At 36.9% G+C, this 17,245-nt stretch carries 13 protein-coding genes and 1 pseudogene; 2 read left to right on the top strand and 12 right to left on the bottom strand.

Translation table 11 applies throughout. The features are described from left to right. Window positions 1-137 precede the first annotated feature (137 nt). The 11 genes from AC3DU7_RS07135 to AC3DU7_RS07185 form a co-directional block, all read right to left on the bottom strand. Window positions 138-281, bottom strand: a complete 144-nt coding sequence (locus AC3DU7_RS07135; protein WP_488038673.1) for a DUF4277 domain-containing protein — start codon at window positions 279-281, stop codon at window positions 138-140. 527 nt (window positions 282-808) lie between these two features. After that, window positions 809-1,825: a Gfo/Idh/MocA family protein gene (locus tag AC3DU7_RS07140; protein WP_488038661.1), complete on the bottom strand. Its 1,017-nt coding sequence runs from the start codon at window positions 1,823-1,825 to the stop codon at window positions 809-811. Between the two features lie 649 nt (window positions 1,826-2,474). Next, window positions 2,475-3,962, bottom strand: a complete 1,488-nt coding sequence (locus AC3DU7_RS07145; protein WP_488038662.1) for a SulP family inorganic anion transporter — start codon at window positions 3,960-3,962, stop codon at window positions 2,475-2,477. Between the two features lie 534 nt (window positions 3,963-4,496). After that, on the bottom strand, window positions 4,497-4,820 hold the full coding sequence (locus tag AC3DU7_RS07150) for a CU044_2847 family protein (RefSeq protein ID WP_488038663.1): 324 nt from the start codon (window positions 4,818-4,820) through the stop codon (window positions 4,497-4,499). Window positions 4,821-5,199: 379 nt separating this feature from the next. Beyond that, on the bottom strand, window positions 5,200-5,640 hold the full coding sequence (gene sufU, locus AC3DU7_RS07155) for a Fe-S cluster assembly sulfur transfer protein SufU (RefSeq protein ID WP_488038664.1): 441 nt from the start codon (window positions 5,638-5,640) through the stop codon (window positions 5,200-5,202). A gap of 410 nt (window positions 5,641-6,050) precedes the next feature. Next, entirely contained in the window at window positions 6,051-6,644 is a 594-nt protein-coding gene (locus AC3DU7_RS07160) for a nucleotidyltransferase family protein (protein ID WP_488038665.1), read from the bottom strand. Continuing rightward, the gene (locus AC3DU7_RS07165; RefSeq protein ID WP_488038666.1) at window positions 6,637-7,731 is read right to left on the bottom strand and encodes an XdhC family protein; all 1,095 of its coding nucleotides are present in this window, start codon (window positions 7,729-7,731) and stop codon (window positions 6,637-6,639) included. Before AC3DU7_RS07165 ends, AC3DU7_RS07160 begins: the two co-directional genes overlap by 8 nt. Before the next feature lie 228 nt (window positions 7,732-7,959). After that, a complete protein-coding gene (locus AC3DU7_RS07170) occupies window positions 7,960-8,430 on the bottom strand; it encodes a hypothetical protein (RefSeq protein ID WP_488038667.1) in 471 nt (156 codons plus the stop codon). 416 nt (window positions 8,431-8,846) lie between these two features. Next, complete coding sequence (locus AC3DU7_RS07175) at window positions 8,847-11,054, bottom strand: xanthine dehydrogenase family protein molybdopterin-binding subunit (RefSeq protein ID WP_488038668.1); 2,208 nt, start codon at window positions 11,052-11,054, stop codon at window positions 8,847-8,849. 237 nt (window positions 11,055-11,291) lie between these two features. Continuing rightward, on the bottom strand, window positions 11,292-12,308 hold the full coding sequence (locus tag AC3DU7_RS07180; protein ID WP_488038669.1) for an FAD binding domain-containing protein: 1,017 nt from the start codon (window positions 12,306-12,308) through the stop codon (window positions 11,292-11,294). Next, window positions 12,295-12,786 (bottom strand): (2Fe-2S)-binding protein, encoded by a 492-nt coding sequence (locus AC3DU7_RS07185; RefSeq protein WP_488038670.1) that lies wholly within the window; start codon window positions 12,784-12,786, stop codon window positions 12,295-12,297. The genes AC3DU7_RS07180 and AC3DU7_RS07185 overlap by 14 nt, the downstream gene beginning before the upstream one ends. Window positions 12,787-13,434: 648 nt before the next feature. On the opposite strand from AC3DU7_RS07185, the gene AC3DU7_RS07190 reads away from it, so the two are divergent. Continuing rightward, complete coding sequence (locus AC3DU7_RS07190) at window positions 13,435-14,310, top strand: type IV pilin-like G/H family protein (protein WP_488038671.1); 876 nt, start codon at window positions 13,435-13,437, stop codon at window positions 14,308-14,310. Window positions 14,311-14,610: 300 nt separating this feature from the next. Here the strand turns inward: AC3DU7_RS07190 and dacB are convergent, their stop codons facing one another. Further along, the gene (dacB, locus tag AC3DU7_RS07195) at window positions 14,611-16,074 is read right to left on the bottom strand and encodes a D-alanyl-D-alanine carboxypeptidase/D-alanyl-D-alanine endopeptidase (protein ID WP_488038672.1); all 1,464 of its coding nucleotides are present in this window, start codon (window positions 16,072-16,074) and stop codon (window positions 14,611-14,613) included. Window positions 16,075-16,589: 515 nt separating this feature from the next. Here dacB and AC3DU7_RS07200 point away from each other — a divergent pair. Then, window positions 16,590-17,123 (top strand): annotated as a pseudogene (locus tag AC3DU7_RS07200) (Uma2 family endonuclease). Window positions 17,124-17,245 lie beyond the last annotated feature (122 nt).

A 17,245-nucleotide genomic window follows, 5' to 3' on the forward strand; every position in this document is an offset into this window, starting at 1 on the left:
AGTAGGCAGTAGGCAGTAGGGAAAAAAAGATGAATTTTAAAACTGTACCTCACTATCCGCGTAAAATGCCGTAATTGTTAATATCATTATTTCTTATAGCAAATATTTCTTATAGCAAATATCGATCGCCCTTGGAATTAGTCACTATAATCATGTCCGGATAAGAGCATTCTTTTGACTGCTTGACCCCCTGTAATTTTTTCTGGTAACTGTTTTCTGAGTAGTTGATTAATTTTCTTTTCTATGCCAATCTCATCAATAATTTCTGCTACTAATCCGATCTGGGTCTAGGTTATACCATTTCTCAAAAACTTTTCTACATTTTGTTGAGCAGGGGAGTATGGGAATTGGTAGGGACGTTGCATGCAACGTCCGTACAGGGAGAAGTAAACACAAGAATAATTAACATTAACTTAGCTAAAATCAGTAAAAAAGTGATTTTACTTGTGCTGATTAGTTAATAACTGAAGTACTGCTCAAGTATAGCAATAATGCATGGGAATTGGTATTACTTACTTCTATGGACATTTTCTCATCTTTTTTGATCTTCACTTCTTGTCTAGAATTACAGTTTGAGGTTTTTTTTCTTGAGTCTAAATACTTACTCAAGTTTTTCCCTCTTTATGTGCTACATTTTGTTGTGCGGAATGTAGGTTAAATGGTCAAAATTTACAGCGCTTTTCATTTGAGTAGACCACAAAATTATTTTTGGCACTTAGAGTAGGGAGTAGGGAGTAGGGGGTAGAAAAATGCTTTTGGGTTGCCCATACTAACTGTAGTCTATCCATGTGAAAAGCGCTATAAAATTTTAAGAACGATCGCATTTAACTACTGTTCCTCCTTGTTGGAGAGAATCATTTAAAGCACATAAGATTCCCACTAATTCAGCACCCACCCAACCAGAAGAAATTTTTGAAGCAGTATTCTGACGAATACAATTTAAAAATTCATTGCATACTTGACCTAAAGGTTCAGATTTGGCGATCGCTAAAACTTCCCGACTGACATCTACTGCTTTCCAGCGATTATTTTGCTCTTCTAAATGACCATGCTGAATAACTAAAGGTGCATCTGCAGACATTTCATCAAAAATCAATGTTCCTTGAGTACCTACTACTCCTAAACGGCGTTGTTTATCAGGATTTAGCCAACATAAATGTAAAAAAGCTTGAAAACCACTTGGATATGTCAGTTTAGCCATAACTAAATCTGATTGTGGGGGTTGTTGAGGTAGCCAAACCGTACCACTTGCTTGTACTTCCACAGGTTTTTGGTTTAGCCAACTGTTCAAAATACAGATATCGTGAATTGCTAAATCCCAAAGAGCATCTACATCTGGACGTACAGGTTCAATATGAGTGCGTGTAGCATACCCATAACGTAACTCTCCTAATTTACCTTCTGCTACAATAGCTTTACCACTTTGGACAACTGGATTAAATAGATAAGTATGATCGATAAAAAGTTGACGTTGTTGTTGTTCGGCTAATTTACATAATTCTACTGACTCTGAATATTCAAGAGTCAAAGGTTTTTCTGAAAGAATATGATAACCTTTTTTCAGAGCAGCACTAATAATTTCGTAGTGGGTGGAAGCAGGAGTAGCGATCGCCACTGCCTCTATTCCTGGTAACTCTAAAGCTTCTGTCCAATCTTCTAATAATACAATATTTTGGTCCAATTCCAAGCGTTTTTGAACTGCTTGTAACTGTTCTAGGTTAGGGTCTACTATGGCGATAACACGAGATTGAGGATGATTGAAGAAGTTACGAATTAGGTGAGTCCCCCAACGACCTGCACCAAATATAGCAATTCCTATTTCCATTAGTTTTGATGTAAAAATATAGCTAATTTGATCGGAGTTTTTCCACCCTATCATATTGAGGCTAATATGGCAATCATAGTAGGGAATAGGGAACAGGGAATAGTAAACTGTTAAAGGGTTTTCGGTGCGCAAAAGCTCCGCTAACAGGGTTGAGAAATGTCAAACAGCTTAATGCGTAGTGCTATAGCATTTAATTAACAGGTTATTATTATCTCCGCTCGGGTAGTACGCTTAGGTGGTAGGTCGTAGATGTAAATTCAGGAGCGAAGACTGGAAACAGAGCATAAATTTGGAATATTTATTCAACATTTAGAGGAGAACATTTTTATTAGACATCTCCTCCAAAAGAGGGAGTAAGGAGCAGGAGCAAATAATTGATATATTTAGTGCGGTTATTGATTTTATTTTGTATTTTTGGAGATGTCTATTACACTTAATCATCCGGACATGATATTTCTTCTTCCTTCTTACACTAATTACCAAAATTCATGCTATACTTAGGCGACACTTCAATTATTAAATAATTAATACAGACCGAATAATCTTTTTGATAATTATCAGTCAGTTCGTGTTAATTATTCTTATGTTTACTACTCCCTCACTCCCCCAATCCCCCACTCCCTTACTCCCTACTCCCTACTCCCTAAATCTAATGAATAACCCGCCCCTCTTTAAAAATAGTTTGTTTACTAGAATGGGTAGTCAAACGGTCTAATAAAGTTGCACTTGCCTCATTCAAGCCAATTAAATGTACTTTAATACCCCGTCTACGAAAACGTAGTACAACCTTATCTACTGCATCGACAGCAGATTGATCCCATAAATGAGCATGAGTTAGGTCAATAGTTACAGACTCTATATGTTCGCGGAAATCAAAGGTGTTGATAAAATTTTCCACAGAAACAAAAAATACTTGACCATTAATGCTGTAAATACGCTCAACACCATTTTCTTTTAAATAAGAGTCAACAAAAATCAGCGCAGCAATTTTACGACTGAAGAAAATTGCACTCAACGCCACTCCAACAACTACTCCAATAGCTAAGTTATGAGTTAAAACTGTCATAAACACAGTTGTCATCATCACCGCTGTTTCACTCTTGGGAACTCGACGAAGATTGCGAATAGAATCCCAATGGAAGGTGCTTACAGACACCATAATCATCACTGCAACTAAGGCTGCCATAGGAATACGCGCCACCCAACCATTTAGCAGAATAATACAAACAAACAGAAAAATGCCTGCACTCAAAGAAGAAAGTCGCGTCCTCCCACCAGACCCAATATTAATCATAGACTGACCGATCATCGCACATCCAGCCATTCCACCAAAACATCCGGCGACAATATTAGCAATTCCTTGTCCGACTGCTTCCTGATTTTTATCGCTAGAAGTATCGGTAAGGTCATCAATAACATTAGCTGTTAAGAATGATTCTAGTAACCCCACTAAAGAAAGTGCCAAAGCATAAGGCAGGATAATATCGAGGGTTTCAAAGTTGAGCGGTACTATTGGTAGGGAAAAACTGGGTAGAGCATCGGGCAATGTTCCCATGTCTCCTACAGTGGGTATGTCTAATCCTGTGGTCAGTGCGAACCCAGTGATGACAACAATAGCAACTAAAGGAGAAGGTATTGCTTTAGTGATGCGAGGCAACCCATAAATAATACCTAATCCTGCTGCTACCATTATATAAACCCAGATAGAAGCATCTTCAAATTGAGTTAGTTGAGCATCAAAAATTAATATTGCCAGAGCATTGACAAATCCTAACATTACCGCTCTAGGAACAAATCTCATTTGATTTCCTAACTTAATCCATCCTAGAAAAATTTGCAGGATGCCTGTGAGAATAGTGGTTGCGAATAGATAATTTAAACCATAATCTCTAACTAAGGTTGTCATCAGCAATGCCATAGCTCCGGTTGCTGCGGAAATCATTCCTGGTCGCCCACCTAAAAAAGCTGTTACAATAGCAATACAAAATGAAGCATACAACCCTACTTTTGGATCGACACCAGCAATAATAGAAAAACCAATGGCTTCAGGGATTAAAGCTAAAGCCACTACAGCGCCTGCTAATAAATCTTTTTGGACATTGGAAAACCAGGCTTGTTTAGTTAATATATCTTTCATTTTCCCCATTTCTAGCACAATAACAGTTGAAATAGCAGTCAGCGGTCAGCGGTGAGCTAGCCTCCCGCGCAGGAACTTTGTTAACAGCTTCTCAAGGTGTATAATGGGGACTTTAATCCACCATAAAAGGCGCACCACTAATTTTTCAAATATAGTGGAGGATGCCGAACTCTTGGATTTTTAGCTGTTAACGCAGTTCCTCTGTAAGAGGCTAGCTAAATGCTGTTTGCGCAGCATTCCGGAACGGAAAAGCTAATAGCTAGTTAATACTTTTCCCTGGAAGTCAGAGGCACATTTTGCTCTGCGAAGAGTCTACAGTTAGGCGTGGTATCTCAACATGATTCATCATATCCCTAAGTAAATTAGGTAAAGTAATCAAATTAGACAGATTTATGGGGAAATATTTGCTATTAATAACTTTTCTAATCTCTCTATGGGGTCGAGGCCGTTTGCTGGTGCATAACTGTCGTTAATGCCCCTACCTTCTCCATTCCCCTGCTCAAGAAAGCATAGAAAAGTTTTTGAGATTTAGTATTATTCATCCTCTGATTTTTTCGGTTTCAGCACTAATTTAACTTTTAAATTTGTACTAACTGTTTCTTTTGTAATATATAAATTACCTCCCCCCTCAAAATTCAAACCTACTTCCACCTCAGCTTGTTCAATTTCCAAATTTTTATTAATTTCTTGCCAAGTTTCAGTAATTGGACGACTAATATTTATTAATATAGGTTTAACTTTAGCAAAACTAGATTTAACTTGTTTAATAACATTAGTAGAAATTGGTTTTGCTTCATTGTCTGGAACTTCTGCTTCAACCAAAATTCCATCTTCTAGTTTAATTAATCTGGTGGCCATATATGTTTATTGTTGAATTTAATTGCTATTCTATTCAAACACATTTCAGCGATTTTCATAATAATAAATATTTCCATAAAAGAGGGAGTAGAGAGTAGGGAGAAATAATTGATGTATCTATTGAGATGATTGATTTTATTTTTTATTCTTAGAGATGTCTAATGTATAGATATACAAAAATTAAATTTAGTTGCCACTAATTGGTATCGGTGCGTTACAACGCACCCTACAAAATTAAATACTAAAAAGATAAATTACGACCTCAAAAATTGGCTAAAAGCTATTCATTCTTACTCCTGACTCCTAATAAATAGCCTAGCTATTTGTAGCAAACATTTGTAAAAAAAGCTGACCACTGATTGCTGAACTGCTGAATGCTTTAATTTAGTGATTCTAGTGCTGTTTTCAGGGTGTGCCAACTTAGTAAAACACATTTAATTCTGATGGGAAACTGGGCAACTCCTTGAAAAATATTTAATTTTGGTAAATTCTCGGAAAGACTAATTTCTCCTTTGAGCATTTGTCGAAATTGTTCTGTAATTTCTAATGCTTCTTCTCTAGTTTTTCCTAACAATGTTTCTGCCATTAAATCTGCGGAAGCAATGGTTAAGGCACAACCTTTTCCTTGAAATTTTATATCTTCTATAATTTGCTTTTTTTGATTGAATTTTATTGTCAGTTCAATGCGATCGCCACATGAGGGGTTATCTCCTATGTGATAGCAGTCTATCGGATTTGTTTTTCCTTGATTTTGTGGATATTTAGCCCGTTCAAGAATTGTTTGATGTTGGAGGTTACGAAGATGGTTTTGAGTATTCATAATTATCCTAATTTGAGTGAATAATTTGACAAACTAATATCATTTCCTGTAGTATCAGTATTGTATAGCGAAAGTAAGGAAAAAGAAAGAGGGAGGAGGTAGGAAAACTAATGCTTAACTTAAAATGAGAGGCTTTAAACCTTAATTATAATGTTTAGGCTCAAAGTGATGTTTGGAGGGAAGTTGCGATGACGAAAATTTGATAATCAAGCAGTAGAGTTGTTCATAACAATGTGCCATGCAAAGGCCGTATGATTCAAACGGGTAAGCCCAAAAGCTACAAAGTTCAAATCTAGCTCACTTCCAATAAGGGAGGTTGCTGCGTTGGCGGAGCCTAGCGACAGCTATATCGCTACTTTCATGCAACAAAGCCATTATTAATTATTAATTATTAATTATTAATTATTAATCTACTCCCTTTTTAAAGATTCATAATCAGTAAAAGTATCAATATCTATTTCTCCTATAGGAAAATCAACAGTTATAACTTGACTAGCATATTTATTGATTATTTGTTTCGCACCTTTATCTGTTTTTAAATTGAGCATTTCTGGAAAAAGGCTAGAACTAAATAAAGCCGGAACCCCTAAAGTACCAGCATATTCAGAAGCAACTATTGGATTTGATTTTAAATAATAAATATCAATCATTTTCTGAATTAAGTTAGTAGATAAAAAAGGCTGGTCACAAACCATTATTATTACTGCTTCTATAATTTCTTGAGTAGTTTGTAAAAGATTAATACCAGCTCTAATCGAAGTATTCATGCCTTCCTGCCAATTAGAATTTTCGACAATTTTTACTGGGAAATTACTAATTTCAGGAAGTATTAAATCGGCATAAGCACCAAGCACTACAATAATTGGCGAACAACCAGAATTAACTGCAATTTCAACAGTATTGAAAATCAAACTATTCCCTTTATAAATCAACAATTGTTTAGGCTGACCCAAACGGGTTGATGCACCAGCAGCTAAAATTATAATTCCGATGGATTTATTCATTATCTTGACTATGAATTGGTAAGTTACGATAACGTAGAAAACCTGCCGAACGGTTAGAAATTACTGCTTGAATTTCTGCAATAATAGCTAAAGCAATTTCTTGTGGATTATCAGCGCCAATATCTAGACCAACTGGAGCATATAAACGTTTTTTGTACTGCTCATCTATGGGAATTTCTGCTAATAACTTTTCGGTTCTTCTTCGGGGTCCAAGTATTCCTAAATAACGTAAAGGTAAAGGTAAAATATTTTTGAGAATTGTCAAATCATAGAGATAGTTATGAGTCATTACCACTGCTACAGTTTTTTCATCTAAAATTACCGATTTTGGTAGTTTTTCATATTCAGAAATAACTATAGAATTTGCTTCTGGAAATCTAGCAGATGTGGCATAAGCAGAACGACAATCTAATACTGTGACATACCATCCTAATTGTTTGGCAAAAGATGTTACAGGTATGGCATCGTGCCCGGCACCAAATATTACTAGAGGTAGGGGTGGATGAATGACTTCAATGAAGGCTTCTATATTATTAATAGATATTTGAAATGACTTACCCGAACTCTGAGCTATTTTGGCACGATCTACTAATAACTGAACAAGAGAATTATCAGTTATTTTAGTACTAATATTACCATCGGTCGATAACATCAAATGATATTGCTCCGCTGCTTGACTTCTAAATACTGTAACTAAAACTCCTGGTTGTCTATGCTGAAGACAGTCAGCAAAAAATGACATTAAGTCTATTCCCTTTTCACCGGATAGAGGTTCGATAAACACATCAACTATTCCCTGACAACCCATTCCCAAACCCCAGATAATATCTGCTTCAGAAGTTGTGTCGTAGGTAACAAGGCGATACTTGCCGGAACTCATTACCTCTTGCCCTTGCTCCAAAACATCATTTTCGAGACAACCACCACTGAGGGAACCGACCATTTCACCTTTAGCAGTCATCAACATTCGTGCCCCAGCTCGGCGATATGTGGAACCCGCAACTTTGACAATAGTAGCGAGGGCAAGGGTTTCAGTAGAATTTTTGAGTTTGGCGTAAGTTGCAATAATGTCTTGTAATTCTTTCATTTGGAAAAAGGGAACAGGGAATTCAACAATTAATAATTAACAATTATTTGGTAAGAGTTTTAGGGTGCGTCTCAATTTTGAATAAAGTCAAAAATTGATCGCTTTTAGACAACAGGCAATAGAGAATAGAGAATATATAAGAAAAAAGTATTTTTGCAAGTATGAGATGCATCGGAATTGTAGACCTTTTATGTATAGTAACTACCATAGCTATAAAAGTTTAAACTATTAAAATTGTCGTCCTATTTTATAATTTTTTCGATTAATTCTGACTTCTGCTTCCTTACCCCTAAGTGGCGATAATGGCAAATATTTGACTTTAGCCCACGCAGCAATAACATTACCTAGCCATTTAGTTTTGTCATAAGATTGATAGGAAAGAACATTATACTCTCGATTTACTGTTTTGATTAATAAGCCCCATGATGAAAATCTATTTCCTTTAAAACCGCTAGTTTTAACCTGTTGTACATATTGAATTTTTGACCGTTTAATTTTTTGTATTTCATTTTTTAAAATACCTATATCTTTGGTGAAAATTAAGCAATTGAATCTAAAGTCAAAACTTAATTTTCCTAGAAAAAAATAGAGAATTATATAGATTTGATTGAATATTTTAGCAGCAAAAAAATACAAAACTAAAGGAATGAAAAAAAATAGAAAAGTTAAAATACTGATTAAATAATCTTGAGTCAGCATAAATGAAGTTATTAACAATGTAGCAATAAAAAAACAAAATAATATCCAGATGAAAAAGCAGATAACTGAGAATATAAGTAAGTATGTCATACCGTTTGGACGGTAAACTAATAGGAGGTCGCTGTTAGGCGAATAAAAGATTCTGAACCCCTTCGGAGGTGGAATAATTGGTAACATGAAAACACCAAATATAACAAAGAAAGTCAAAGGTAAAATTGGTTGATAATTTATGTATCATAATTTATTTTCTTTTAGTTTTTCAAGTAAAAATCACCATTTATATCATGTCCGGATAATCAGCGATCAAAAAACTTTCTCCCTTCTAACCTTTTCTTTGCTTTTGCCTTACTTATTCCAAAGTTTAAGTATTCAACTGGACATGGTATTATTACCTTCTCCTTTCTTGCTTCTTCCTTCTATTCTAATAACTTATCTGGAGTAATGGGCAAATCTCGAACACGTTTACCTGTGGCATGATAAACAGCATTAGCGATCGCTCCTGCAACTCCCACGATAGAAAGTTCCCCAATACCCTTAGTTCCCAGAGCATTAACATAGGGGTCTTCCTCCTCTACAAACTGCACCTGAATATCCGGCACATCTAGCTGCACAGGAATCAAATAATCTGAAAGATTATGATTCAGAATACGTCCATAGTGATGAGACATTACCGTATGTTCCATCAACGCCATACCAATACCCCAAGTAATACCACCTATCATTTGACTGCGGGCAGTCTTAGCATTGAGAATGCGCCCAGCACCATAAACACCGACACATCGAGTTACTCGCACTTCTCCCAACAAACGGTCTACTCGCACCTCCACAAAAGTTGCTCCAAAAGAATGTTTGGCATATTCCTGCTGTTGCTGTTTCGGTGTATTATCACCAACCGCTTCAATATTTTCTAAACCATGACGACTGAGAATTGCCTGATAACTTTCCCCGACAGCAGGATTATTTTTCAACAATAACTTCCCAGACTCAAAAATTACCTCCTCCGGTTTTGCTCCATAAAGCGGTGAGTCAGAATCAGAAATTGCTATCTCTACAACTTTACTCCTAGCTTTCATTGCTGCTGCTTGTACTGCCGTACCCACACTACTAGCTGTAGTCGAATTTCCGGTAAGTGGCGCTTTGGATAACTTAGTGTCGCCAAGTTTAAATTCTACCTTCTCCAGAGATACCCCTAAAACTTCGGCAGCAACCTGTGTCATCACAGTATAAGTACCTGTACCTAAGTCGTGGGTTGCACTTTCGACTAATATTTCCCCACTATTATATATGGTTACTTTAGCAGTAGCAGGAAAACTGTTAGCAGGAAAAGTTGCACTGGCCATGCCCCAACCAATTAAACTTTCACCGTCACTCATAGACCCTGGTTTGGGGTTGCGGTGTTTCCAGCCAAATATTTCTGCTCCTCGCTGATAACATTCTTTGAGAGATTTACTGGACCACGGATGCCCGGTGGCAGGTTCCACATCTGCATGGTTGCGGAGGCGGAGTTCGATGGGGTCTAATTCTAGAGCGTAACTAAGTTCATCCATTGCTGACTCTAAAGCAAACATTCCCGGTGCTTCCCCCGGTGCCCGCATAAAAGTGGGAGTGCCAACATTAATACGGCCAAGGCGATAGTAAGTATCGACGTTGGGGCAACCATACATCATATTTGTTGCCGTTGTCACGGGTTCGGTAAATTCGTCAAAGGGTGACGTTATAGTTTCACCGATGTGTTTGATGAGTGTGAGTTTGCCTTCTTTAGTTGCGCCGAGGGTGAGATGTTGACGGGTGGGAGCGCGATATCCGACAGAGGTATACATTTGAGCGCGGGTAAGTACGAGTTTTACTGGGTGCTCCACATAACGCGCTGCTATAGTAGTCAAAATAGCGTGAGGCCACACAAATGCTTTACAACCAAACCCACCGCCGAGAAATTTAGAAATGACTCGGATATTTTCTGGGGGAATGTCGAAAACTTTAGCCATCGCTACTTGTGCAGAATAAACTCCTTGAGTTGTTTCGTAAAGAGTAAGGTGGTCGTCTTGCCAAACTGCTAGAGTTGCTGAGGGTTCGATGGGGTTATGGTTTTCCATCGGAGTGCTGTAGGTTTGTTCGACTAATACTTCTGCTTGGGAATGCCCGGAGTTAATATCGCCCCTGAATATATGAGCGGGTAACATTCCACCAAAAATTTTTTCTGGATAATACCCTTGTTGGAGTGCTTCATCTATATCTATAGTTGGTTGCTCGGTTTGATATTCAACTTTAACTAAGGTAGCGGCATACTGAGCTTGCTCTAAAGTTTTTGCCACTACTATCCCAATATGTTGCCCTTGATAATAGATATTCTCATCCTGGAGAATGGGAAGACTTTGTCCGCCAGGAAAAAAAGTAATTTGATTAAATTTGGGAACGTTGTGGTAGGTAATAACTGCCAATACTCCGGGGGCGCTTTCTGCTGCGGTAGTTTCGAGCTTGGTAATTTTGCCTTTAGCAATGGTGCTTTCTATTAATACGCCGTAAGTCAAATTTTCAACAGGCATATCAGCGGTATAACGTGCGCCACCTGTAACTTTAAGTTTTCCGTCTACACGGTTGATGGGTTTTCCGATAATTTTATTCATGTTTGGTATTTACTTAAAATAGGTTCGTAATAGACATCTCCTCTAAAAGAGGGAGTAGGGAACCCTCCCAGGAGGGGAATAATTGATAATTTATGTAGGATAATTGATTTTATTTTTTATTATTGGAGATGTCTAATAGTTAGTTTTTTTGGCGTTTCGCGAAGCAAAAGCGTTAACGTTTGTGGTAGCATTCCCACAGGAAAGTTTTGCGCCAACTCAACAAAAAACTTTCTCTTTCTACTCCTGTTTCTTCTTCTTTCTTCCCTCCTGACTCCTAAGTAATACAGTTGACAGCGCACGAATAATACTATTTTTAGCTAGTTTAATTTTGAACTGGTTATATTGTTGTGGTTTTGCTTGTGCCAAAGCTGCTTCTGCTGCAGTGGAAAAAGTTGCATCATTTATTGGTTGTCCCTGCAATGCTTTTTCTGCTTCCTGGAAACGCCAAGGTTTTGTACCAACTCCTCCTAATGCTAGTCGCGCAGACTTAATAATATTTTGCTCAACTTCCAGAGCAAGAGCTACAGAAACTAGGGCAAATTCATAATTGGCGCGATCGCGTACTTTGAGATAGTAGGAGTTGCTAAACCAGGAAACAGCAGGTACTTCCACAGCAATTATTAATTCTCCATGCTCTAAAACATTTTCTCGGTGGGGTGTATCTCCAGGCAACAGATAAAAATCATTTATCGGCACTCGGCGTTGTCCAGTTTTACTTTGAATGCAAACCATTGCATCTAAAGCAACTAATGCTACTGCCAAGTCTGAAGGATGAGTGGCAATGCAATGTTCGCTCGTACCGAAAATAGCGTGCATTCTATTGTAACCTTCCATAGCAGGGCAACTCGTACCTGGAAGACGACGGTTGCAGGGAAAAACCGGGTCACGAAAATAACTACAGCGCACCCGTTGTAATAAATTTCCTCCCACCGTTGCCATATTCCGCAGTTGAGGAGAAGCACTTTCTAATATTGCTTCTGAAATGACAGGATAAGAATTTTTCACGGTGGGATAACGAGCAACATCGCTCAATTTTGCCAAAGCACCGATGCGGAGGTTGTTGTCAGTATCAACTTCCACTGAGTCTAAAGGTAGAGAGTTGATATCTACAACTTGCTTTGGTGTTTGTACGCCATCTTTAATTAAACCTATTAAGTCTGTACCACCAGCAATAAAAGATATAGCTGTATCCTGAGAAACTGTGCTTATAGCCGTATTTTCTTCATCAACTCTCGCATAACTAAATGGCTGCATTTTCTGTTTTCTCCACTACTTCACGAACTGCTGCAACGATATGATGATAAGCACCACAACGACAAAGGTTGCCACTCATACCTTCCCGAATTTCTCGGTCTGACTTTGGTTGTGTTTCTGCTAGTAAACCTACTGCGGAAACTATTTGGCCGGGAGTACAATACCCACATTGAAAAGCATCATGCTCAATGAAAGCTGTTTGCACTGGGTGGAGTTGTCCATCTTCTGCTAAACCCTCAATAGTAATAATTGACTTTCCCATTTGCATTACTGCCAGAGTCATACAAGCATTAATTCGTTTTCCATCGACTAATACCGTGCAAGCTCCACATTCTCCGCGGTCGCATCCTTTTTTTGTCCCTGTTAAACCTAAATATTCTCGCAGTGCATCTAACAGAGTCACACGAGATTCTATATTTAGCTGATGTGGCACTCCATTAATTTTTAATGTTAGTGCTATTTTTTCTGTTTCTAACATTTTTATAACTTCTAAAACAAGATGATTGCAATATTAATAGATCGTATCAGAAAAAGGCAATTTTGGTCAATTTATCTGATAATTATCATTGCCAATAAGTTCTCAATTTGATCGATAAACTTATAGAACCCATTTGGGATGTTTGGACGCGGTATGTGCTTTTGGCTTCTCTCCTCAGTCTGAACAAGCTGTGGAAATTCAGGAACGAGAATGGGGAAAAAGCGGATGAGACCCAGCGTCGCCCAATAGCAAACCTGGTAGCTTCCCTTGCAGTTAGAAAAATACTCTCATCTCCCCATCTCCCCATCCCCCCATCTCCTTTTTAAATATAGCAATGAGCACTGGTATATTTACAAATTGCAGGATTTGCCCAATAGCTAAAAGTCTTATGTTATCGGCAATTTATTCCCTCTGTTGCCAGATGAGCTGTTGCCTGTTGCCTGCGCACAGCGCTATAGATACCAAATAGACATCTCCAATAATAAAAAATAAAATCAACTATCGTACAGAAATTATCAATTATTTCTCCCTACTCCCTACTCCCTCTTTTCTGGAGATTTATAATGGGTTCTATACAATACAATATAATTTATAGCACTAGAAAAAAGCATAGCGCTATAGTAATCAAAAAAAATTAGGAGGCCAAAAATGTCAACAACAGAATATGGTGGTTTCTGGAATAGATTTGCAGCAGCTTTCATAGATGGAGTTATTTTATCCATCGGCGGCAATATTCTTGGTGGTTTATTAGGAGTTTTCTACGGACTTACTGGTGGCACTAGCGAAGATGCCAGCATCCTGGTTTTTTTCCTGAGTATTATTTGGAATTGGCTATACTTTGCCGTTATGGAAAGTTCTGCTAAACAAGCAACTCTAGGCAAAATGGCAATAGGGTTAGTTGTCACCGATCAAAATGATAACCGCCTCACCTTTGGTAGAGCAACTGCTAGATATTTTGCCAAGTGGCTTTCCTCTATACTTCTGATGATTGGTTATATCATGGCAGCATTTACGAAGAAAAAGCAAGCTCTCCATGACATGATAGCAGGTACTGTAGTGTATCAGAGGCAACCATCGAAAGCAGGTGGAATTCTTGCTGGAATTGTAGTTGGTTTGATTGGTTTAATGTTTGTGTTAAGTCTCATCGCTTTACCATCGTTTCTAAATCAGGCAATTAAAGCCAAACAATCAGAGGCAAGAACGTATATTAGTGCAATCAATAAAGGGCAACAAGTTTATTATGCACAAAACGGTGAATTTTCAGATAACATCTCTGATTTAGGATTAGGTATCAAGTCAGAAACTGTAAATTATTCATACGATATTAGTAGAATAAATTCTAATCCTTATGTCATATCTACTGCTAATGCTAAAGATGGACAATTAAAAAGTTATTCTGGTATAGTCTACCTTAAAGATAGCCGTACTCAAACAATGATTTGTGAAACTGACAAACCCTCGTCAACAGCACCAGATGATTTTGAATCTGTTGATAGATGTCCATCTGCTTCTTCTAAGTTGTAATCGCTCCTGAATATTTAATACCATTTCTCAAGAATTTTTCTACATTTTGTTGAGTAGGGGAGTGGGGGAGTGGGGGGGAGAAGCAAACATAAGAATAATTAACATTAACTTAGCTAAAATCAGCAAAAAAATGATTTGACTTGTGATGATTAATTGACAATTGAAGTACTGCCCAAGTATAGCAATATTTTGGGAATTGGTATAAGTGAGTGTCAATGTTCAAAAGTCAGGTTTATCAGAAACATACAATAAATAATTTATGGGAAACTAATAAATCTGACTTCTATTTTTGCACTTCTTTTAACCACAAGAATTTAACTGAGTCAAGAGCAAAACAATGTCATCAATAGCACTTCTCAACTTTTTAGTTTCTAAGTCAGACTGATTGACAATAATACTAAATACTAAAGGCTCAAAATTAGCAGGCTGAATATATCCTGCCAAACCAGAAACTCCACTAATTGTTCCTGTTTTAGCTTGTACATTTCCCTCGGCAAAACTATTTCTAAAACGTCTACTCAATGTACCACTTACACCAGCCACAGGTAAAGAATTTCTATAAATATTTGCCCAAGGAGAATTAGCCATTATTCTGAGGGTTTGCACCAAAGCTTCCGGACTAACTAAATTATGACGAGACAAACCAGAGCCATCATTTAATACAAAACTATTGGGAGTAACTCCTAACCTAGTTAAAATTACTTTTACCTCCTCCAAACTTTTTGCTAAAGTCTGATTATTAGATTTTTTCTTAGGAATTAATCTACTCCTAACTCCCATTTGCCGTAACAAAGATTCTGCATAAACATTATTACTCTTTCTATTAACTTCCTCTACTAATTCCGCTAATGTTGGAGACTCTACAAAAGCTAATTCAGTCAAATTTATATTAGAGGCAACCTGCGATCTTTTTACTATTTGAGAAACCTGAATTCCTGTTGTTGCTAAAACTTCACGAAATTGATTTAAAAAATTATCCACAGGTTCCACAACCGCCACATAAACAGGTTCCGATGCCGAGCCAACTCGTAATTGTCCAGATATCCGAATTATTGGCTGAATAAAATCTCTTCCTACCTCAACAAACTCTTTTTCATTCTTCCCTACAGTCACAGAATCATTTTCAATCTGCCATTTTTGACCTTCAACAGAATTAACAAAAGTAACTTGTAAAGGTTGACCTAAACTTTGAGGCGACAAAACCAAATCTATAGAATTTTGATTCAGAATTAAACTATTAATTGGTGCGCCATAACCAGCTTGAACATCTTCCCATTCCCAATTAGGATTAACTCCTGTTCCTTCAAAATAACTATCATCCGCAATTAATTGATTAATAGTTTCTATCCCTTGTTCCTTTAATTGTTGAGCCAAACTTTGCAGTTGAGTTTCTGTTAAACTAGGGTCGCCTCTACCCACAACATATATATTGCCATTCCCGTCACCATAAACTGAAGTTCTAATTCTAAATTGAGGGCGAAGTTTTTGTAATACTGCTGCAGTTGTTAATAATTTAGCCGTAGAAGCAGGAATGAAATAATATTCAGCATCCCGGCTATAAACCGTAGTTTTTTCCGATAAAGTTTCGACTAAAATTCCCCACCGAGAACGATTAAAAATTGGGCGGTTAATTACAGAATTAATCCTATTACTTAATTCAGAGGGACAAATTGTTGTAGCAGTTTCCTGGCTAAGTGCTATTAATGGATTGAAAAATACTGTAAGAAAAATAATTGTAACTTGTTTGAGGGAAAATTTAAACATTTGCTATTGACTAAAAATTAGAGTGTGATACCAATTTTACTTTTTTTAGTATCATATAAAATCCGGTTAGTTGCACATATAATCTGCTGATATAATATCTGTTTCTAATTCTATAATTACTGCAATACTAGACATTTATACCAAAAGAGGAAGTAAAAGGAAGTATAGCGCTGCGCGCAGGCAACAGGCAATAGGCAACAGGCAACAGGGGGAATAAAAAGCTTATCATATAAGACTTTTAGCTATTGGACACTTCCTGCAATTTGTAAATATGCCAGCGCACATTGCTATAATTGAAAATTTATGTACGAGAATTGATTTAATTTTTCATGATGGGAAATGTCTATTTAATCTCCCCCATTCTCCCTAATTTTATAAAGGAGAGGCTTTAAACCTTAATTATTCGGTAAGCAGATTTAATATGATATAAAATGTAATTGGGCGAATTTGATAAAATATTTAATTTAGTAATTCAATTATTACAAAAAACTATCACAAAATAGCAGAATAAATTTATGAATCTAGCAACCGAAAATCAAATATTAACTGACCAAGAATTTCAGGCATTATCAGAAGATAGCAGTCATTATGAATTAATTAATGGAGAAGTTGTCGAGATGGGAAACTCAGGAATGGAGCATAGTAATATTACCGCTTATCTATGTGGCGTAATAGAATTATATGCTCGTCCTAAAAAATTACGTGTAACTTGCGATTCTAGTACAGCCTTTACTTTCAAATCGGGCAATAAACGTTCTCCAGATATTTCCTTTGTTTCCAAAGACCGTTGATTAGGATTAAAACGATTACCTAAAGGTTATTTTCAGGGCGCTCCCGATTTAGCAGTAGAAGTAATTTCTCCTAATAATACATTTGAATAACTACATCAAAAAATTGTTGAATACTTTGAAAATAACTGTCGGTTAGTTTGGGTAATTAATCCTGATGAAAAATCAATTTTAGTCTACCATAAACCACAACCAGATAAATTATTACAAGTTACCGACAATTTGGATGGAGAAGATATTTTACCAAAAAATGAGGTATAAAGCCTCCCCTTTTAAGGGGATGAAAAAATTTCAGTTCAGTATTTCAAGCCTCCGACTAAAGCCGGAAGTACTGATAACTGATAACTGATAACTGATAACTGATAACTGATAACTGATAACTG

Source organism: Okeania sp. (assembly GCF_983059655.1).

Coding starts and splice junctions, on each gene's coding strand:
- dacB (WP_488038672.1), bottom strand. CDS start 16,074: ATGTTTAAATTTTCCCTCAAACAAGTTACAATTATTTTTCTTACAGTA.
- AC3DU7_RS07190 (WP_488038671.1), top strand. CDS start 13,435: ATGTCAACAACAGAATATGGTGGTTTCTGGAATAGATTTGCAGCAGCT.
- AC3DU7_RS07175 (WP_488038668.1), bottom strand. CDS start 11,054: ATGAATAAAATTATCGGAAAACCCATCAACCGTGTAGACGGAAAACTT.
- AC3DU7_RS07140 (WP_488038661.1), bottom strand. CDS start 1,825: ATGGAAATAGGAATTGCTATATTTGGTGCAGGTCGTTGGGGGACTCAC.
- AC3DU7_RS07160 (WP_488038665.1), bottom strand. CDS start 6,644: ATGAATAAATCCATCGGAATTATAATTTTAGCTGCTGGTGCATCAACC.
- AC3DU7_RS07170 (WP_488038667.1), bottom strand. CDS start 8,430: ATGCTGACTCAAGATTATTTAATCAGTATTTTAACTTTTCTATTTTTT.
- AC3DU7_RS07180 (WP_488038669.1), bottom strand. CDS start 12,308: ATGCAGCCATTTAGTTATGCGAGAGTTGATGAAGAAAATACGGCTATA.
- AC3DU7_RS07165 (WP_488038666.1), bottom strand. CDS start 7,731: ATGAAAGAATTACAAGACATTATTGCAACTTACGCCAAACTCAAAAAT.
- AC3DU7_RS07150 (WP_488038663.1), bottom strand. CDS start 4,820: ATGGCCACCAGATTAATTAAACTAGAAGATGGAATTTTGGTTGAAGCA.
- AC3DU7_RS07185 (WP_488038670.1), bottom strand. CDS start 12,786: ATGTTAGAAACAGAAAAAATAGCACTAACATTAAAAATTAATGGAGTG.
- AC3DU7_RS07145 (WP_488038662.1), bottom strand. CDS start 3,962: ATGAAAGATATATTAACTAAACAAGCCTGGTTTTCCAATGTCCAAAAA.
- sufU (WP_488038664.1), bottom strand. CDS start 5,640: ATGAATACTCAAAACCATCTTCGTAACCTCCAACATCAAACAATTCTT.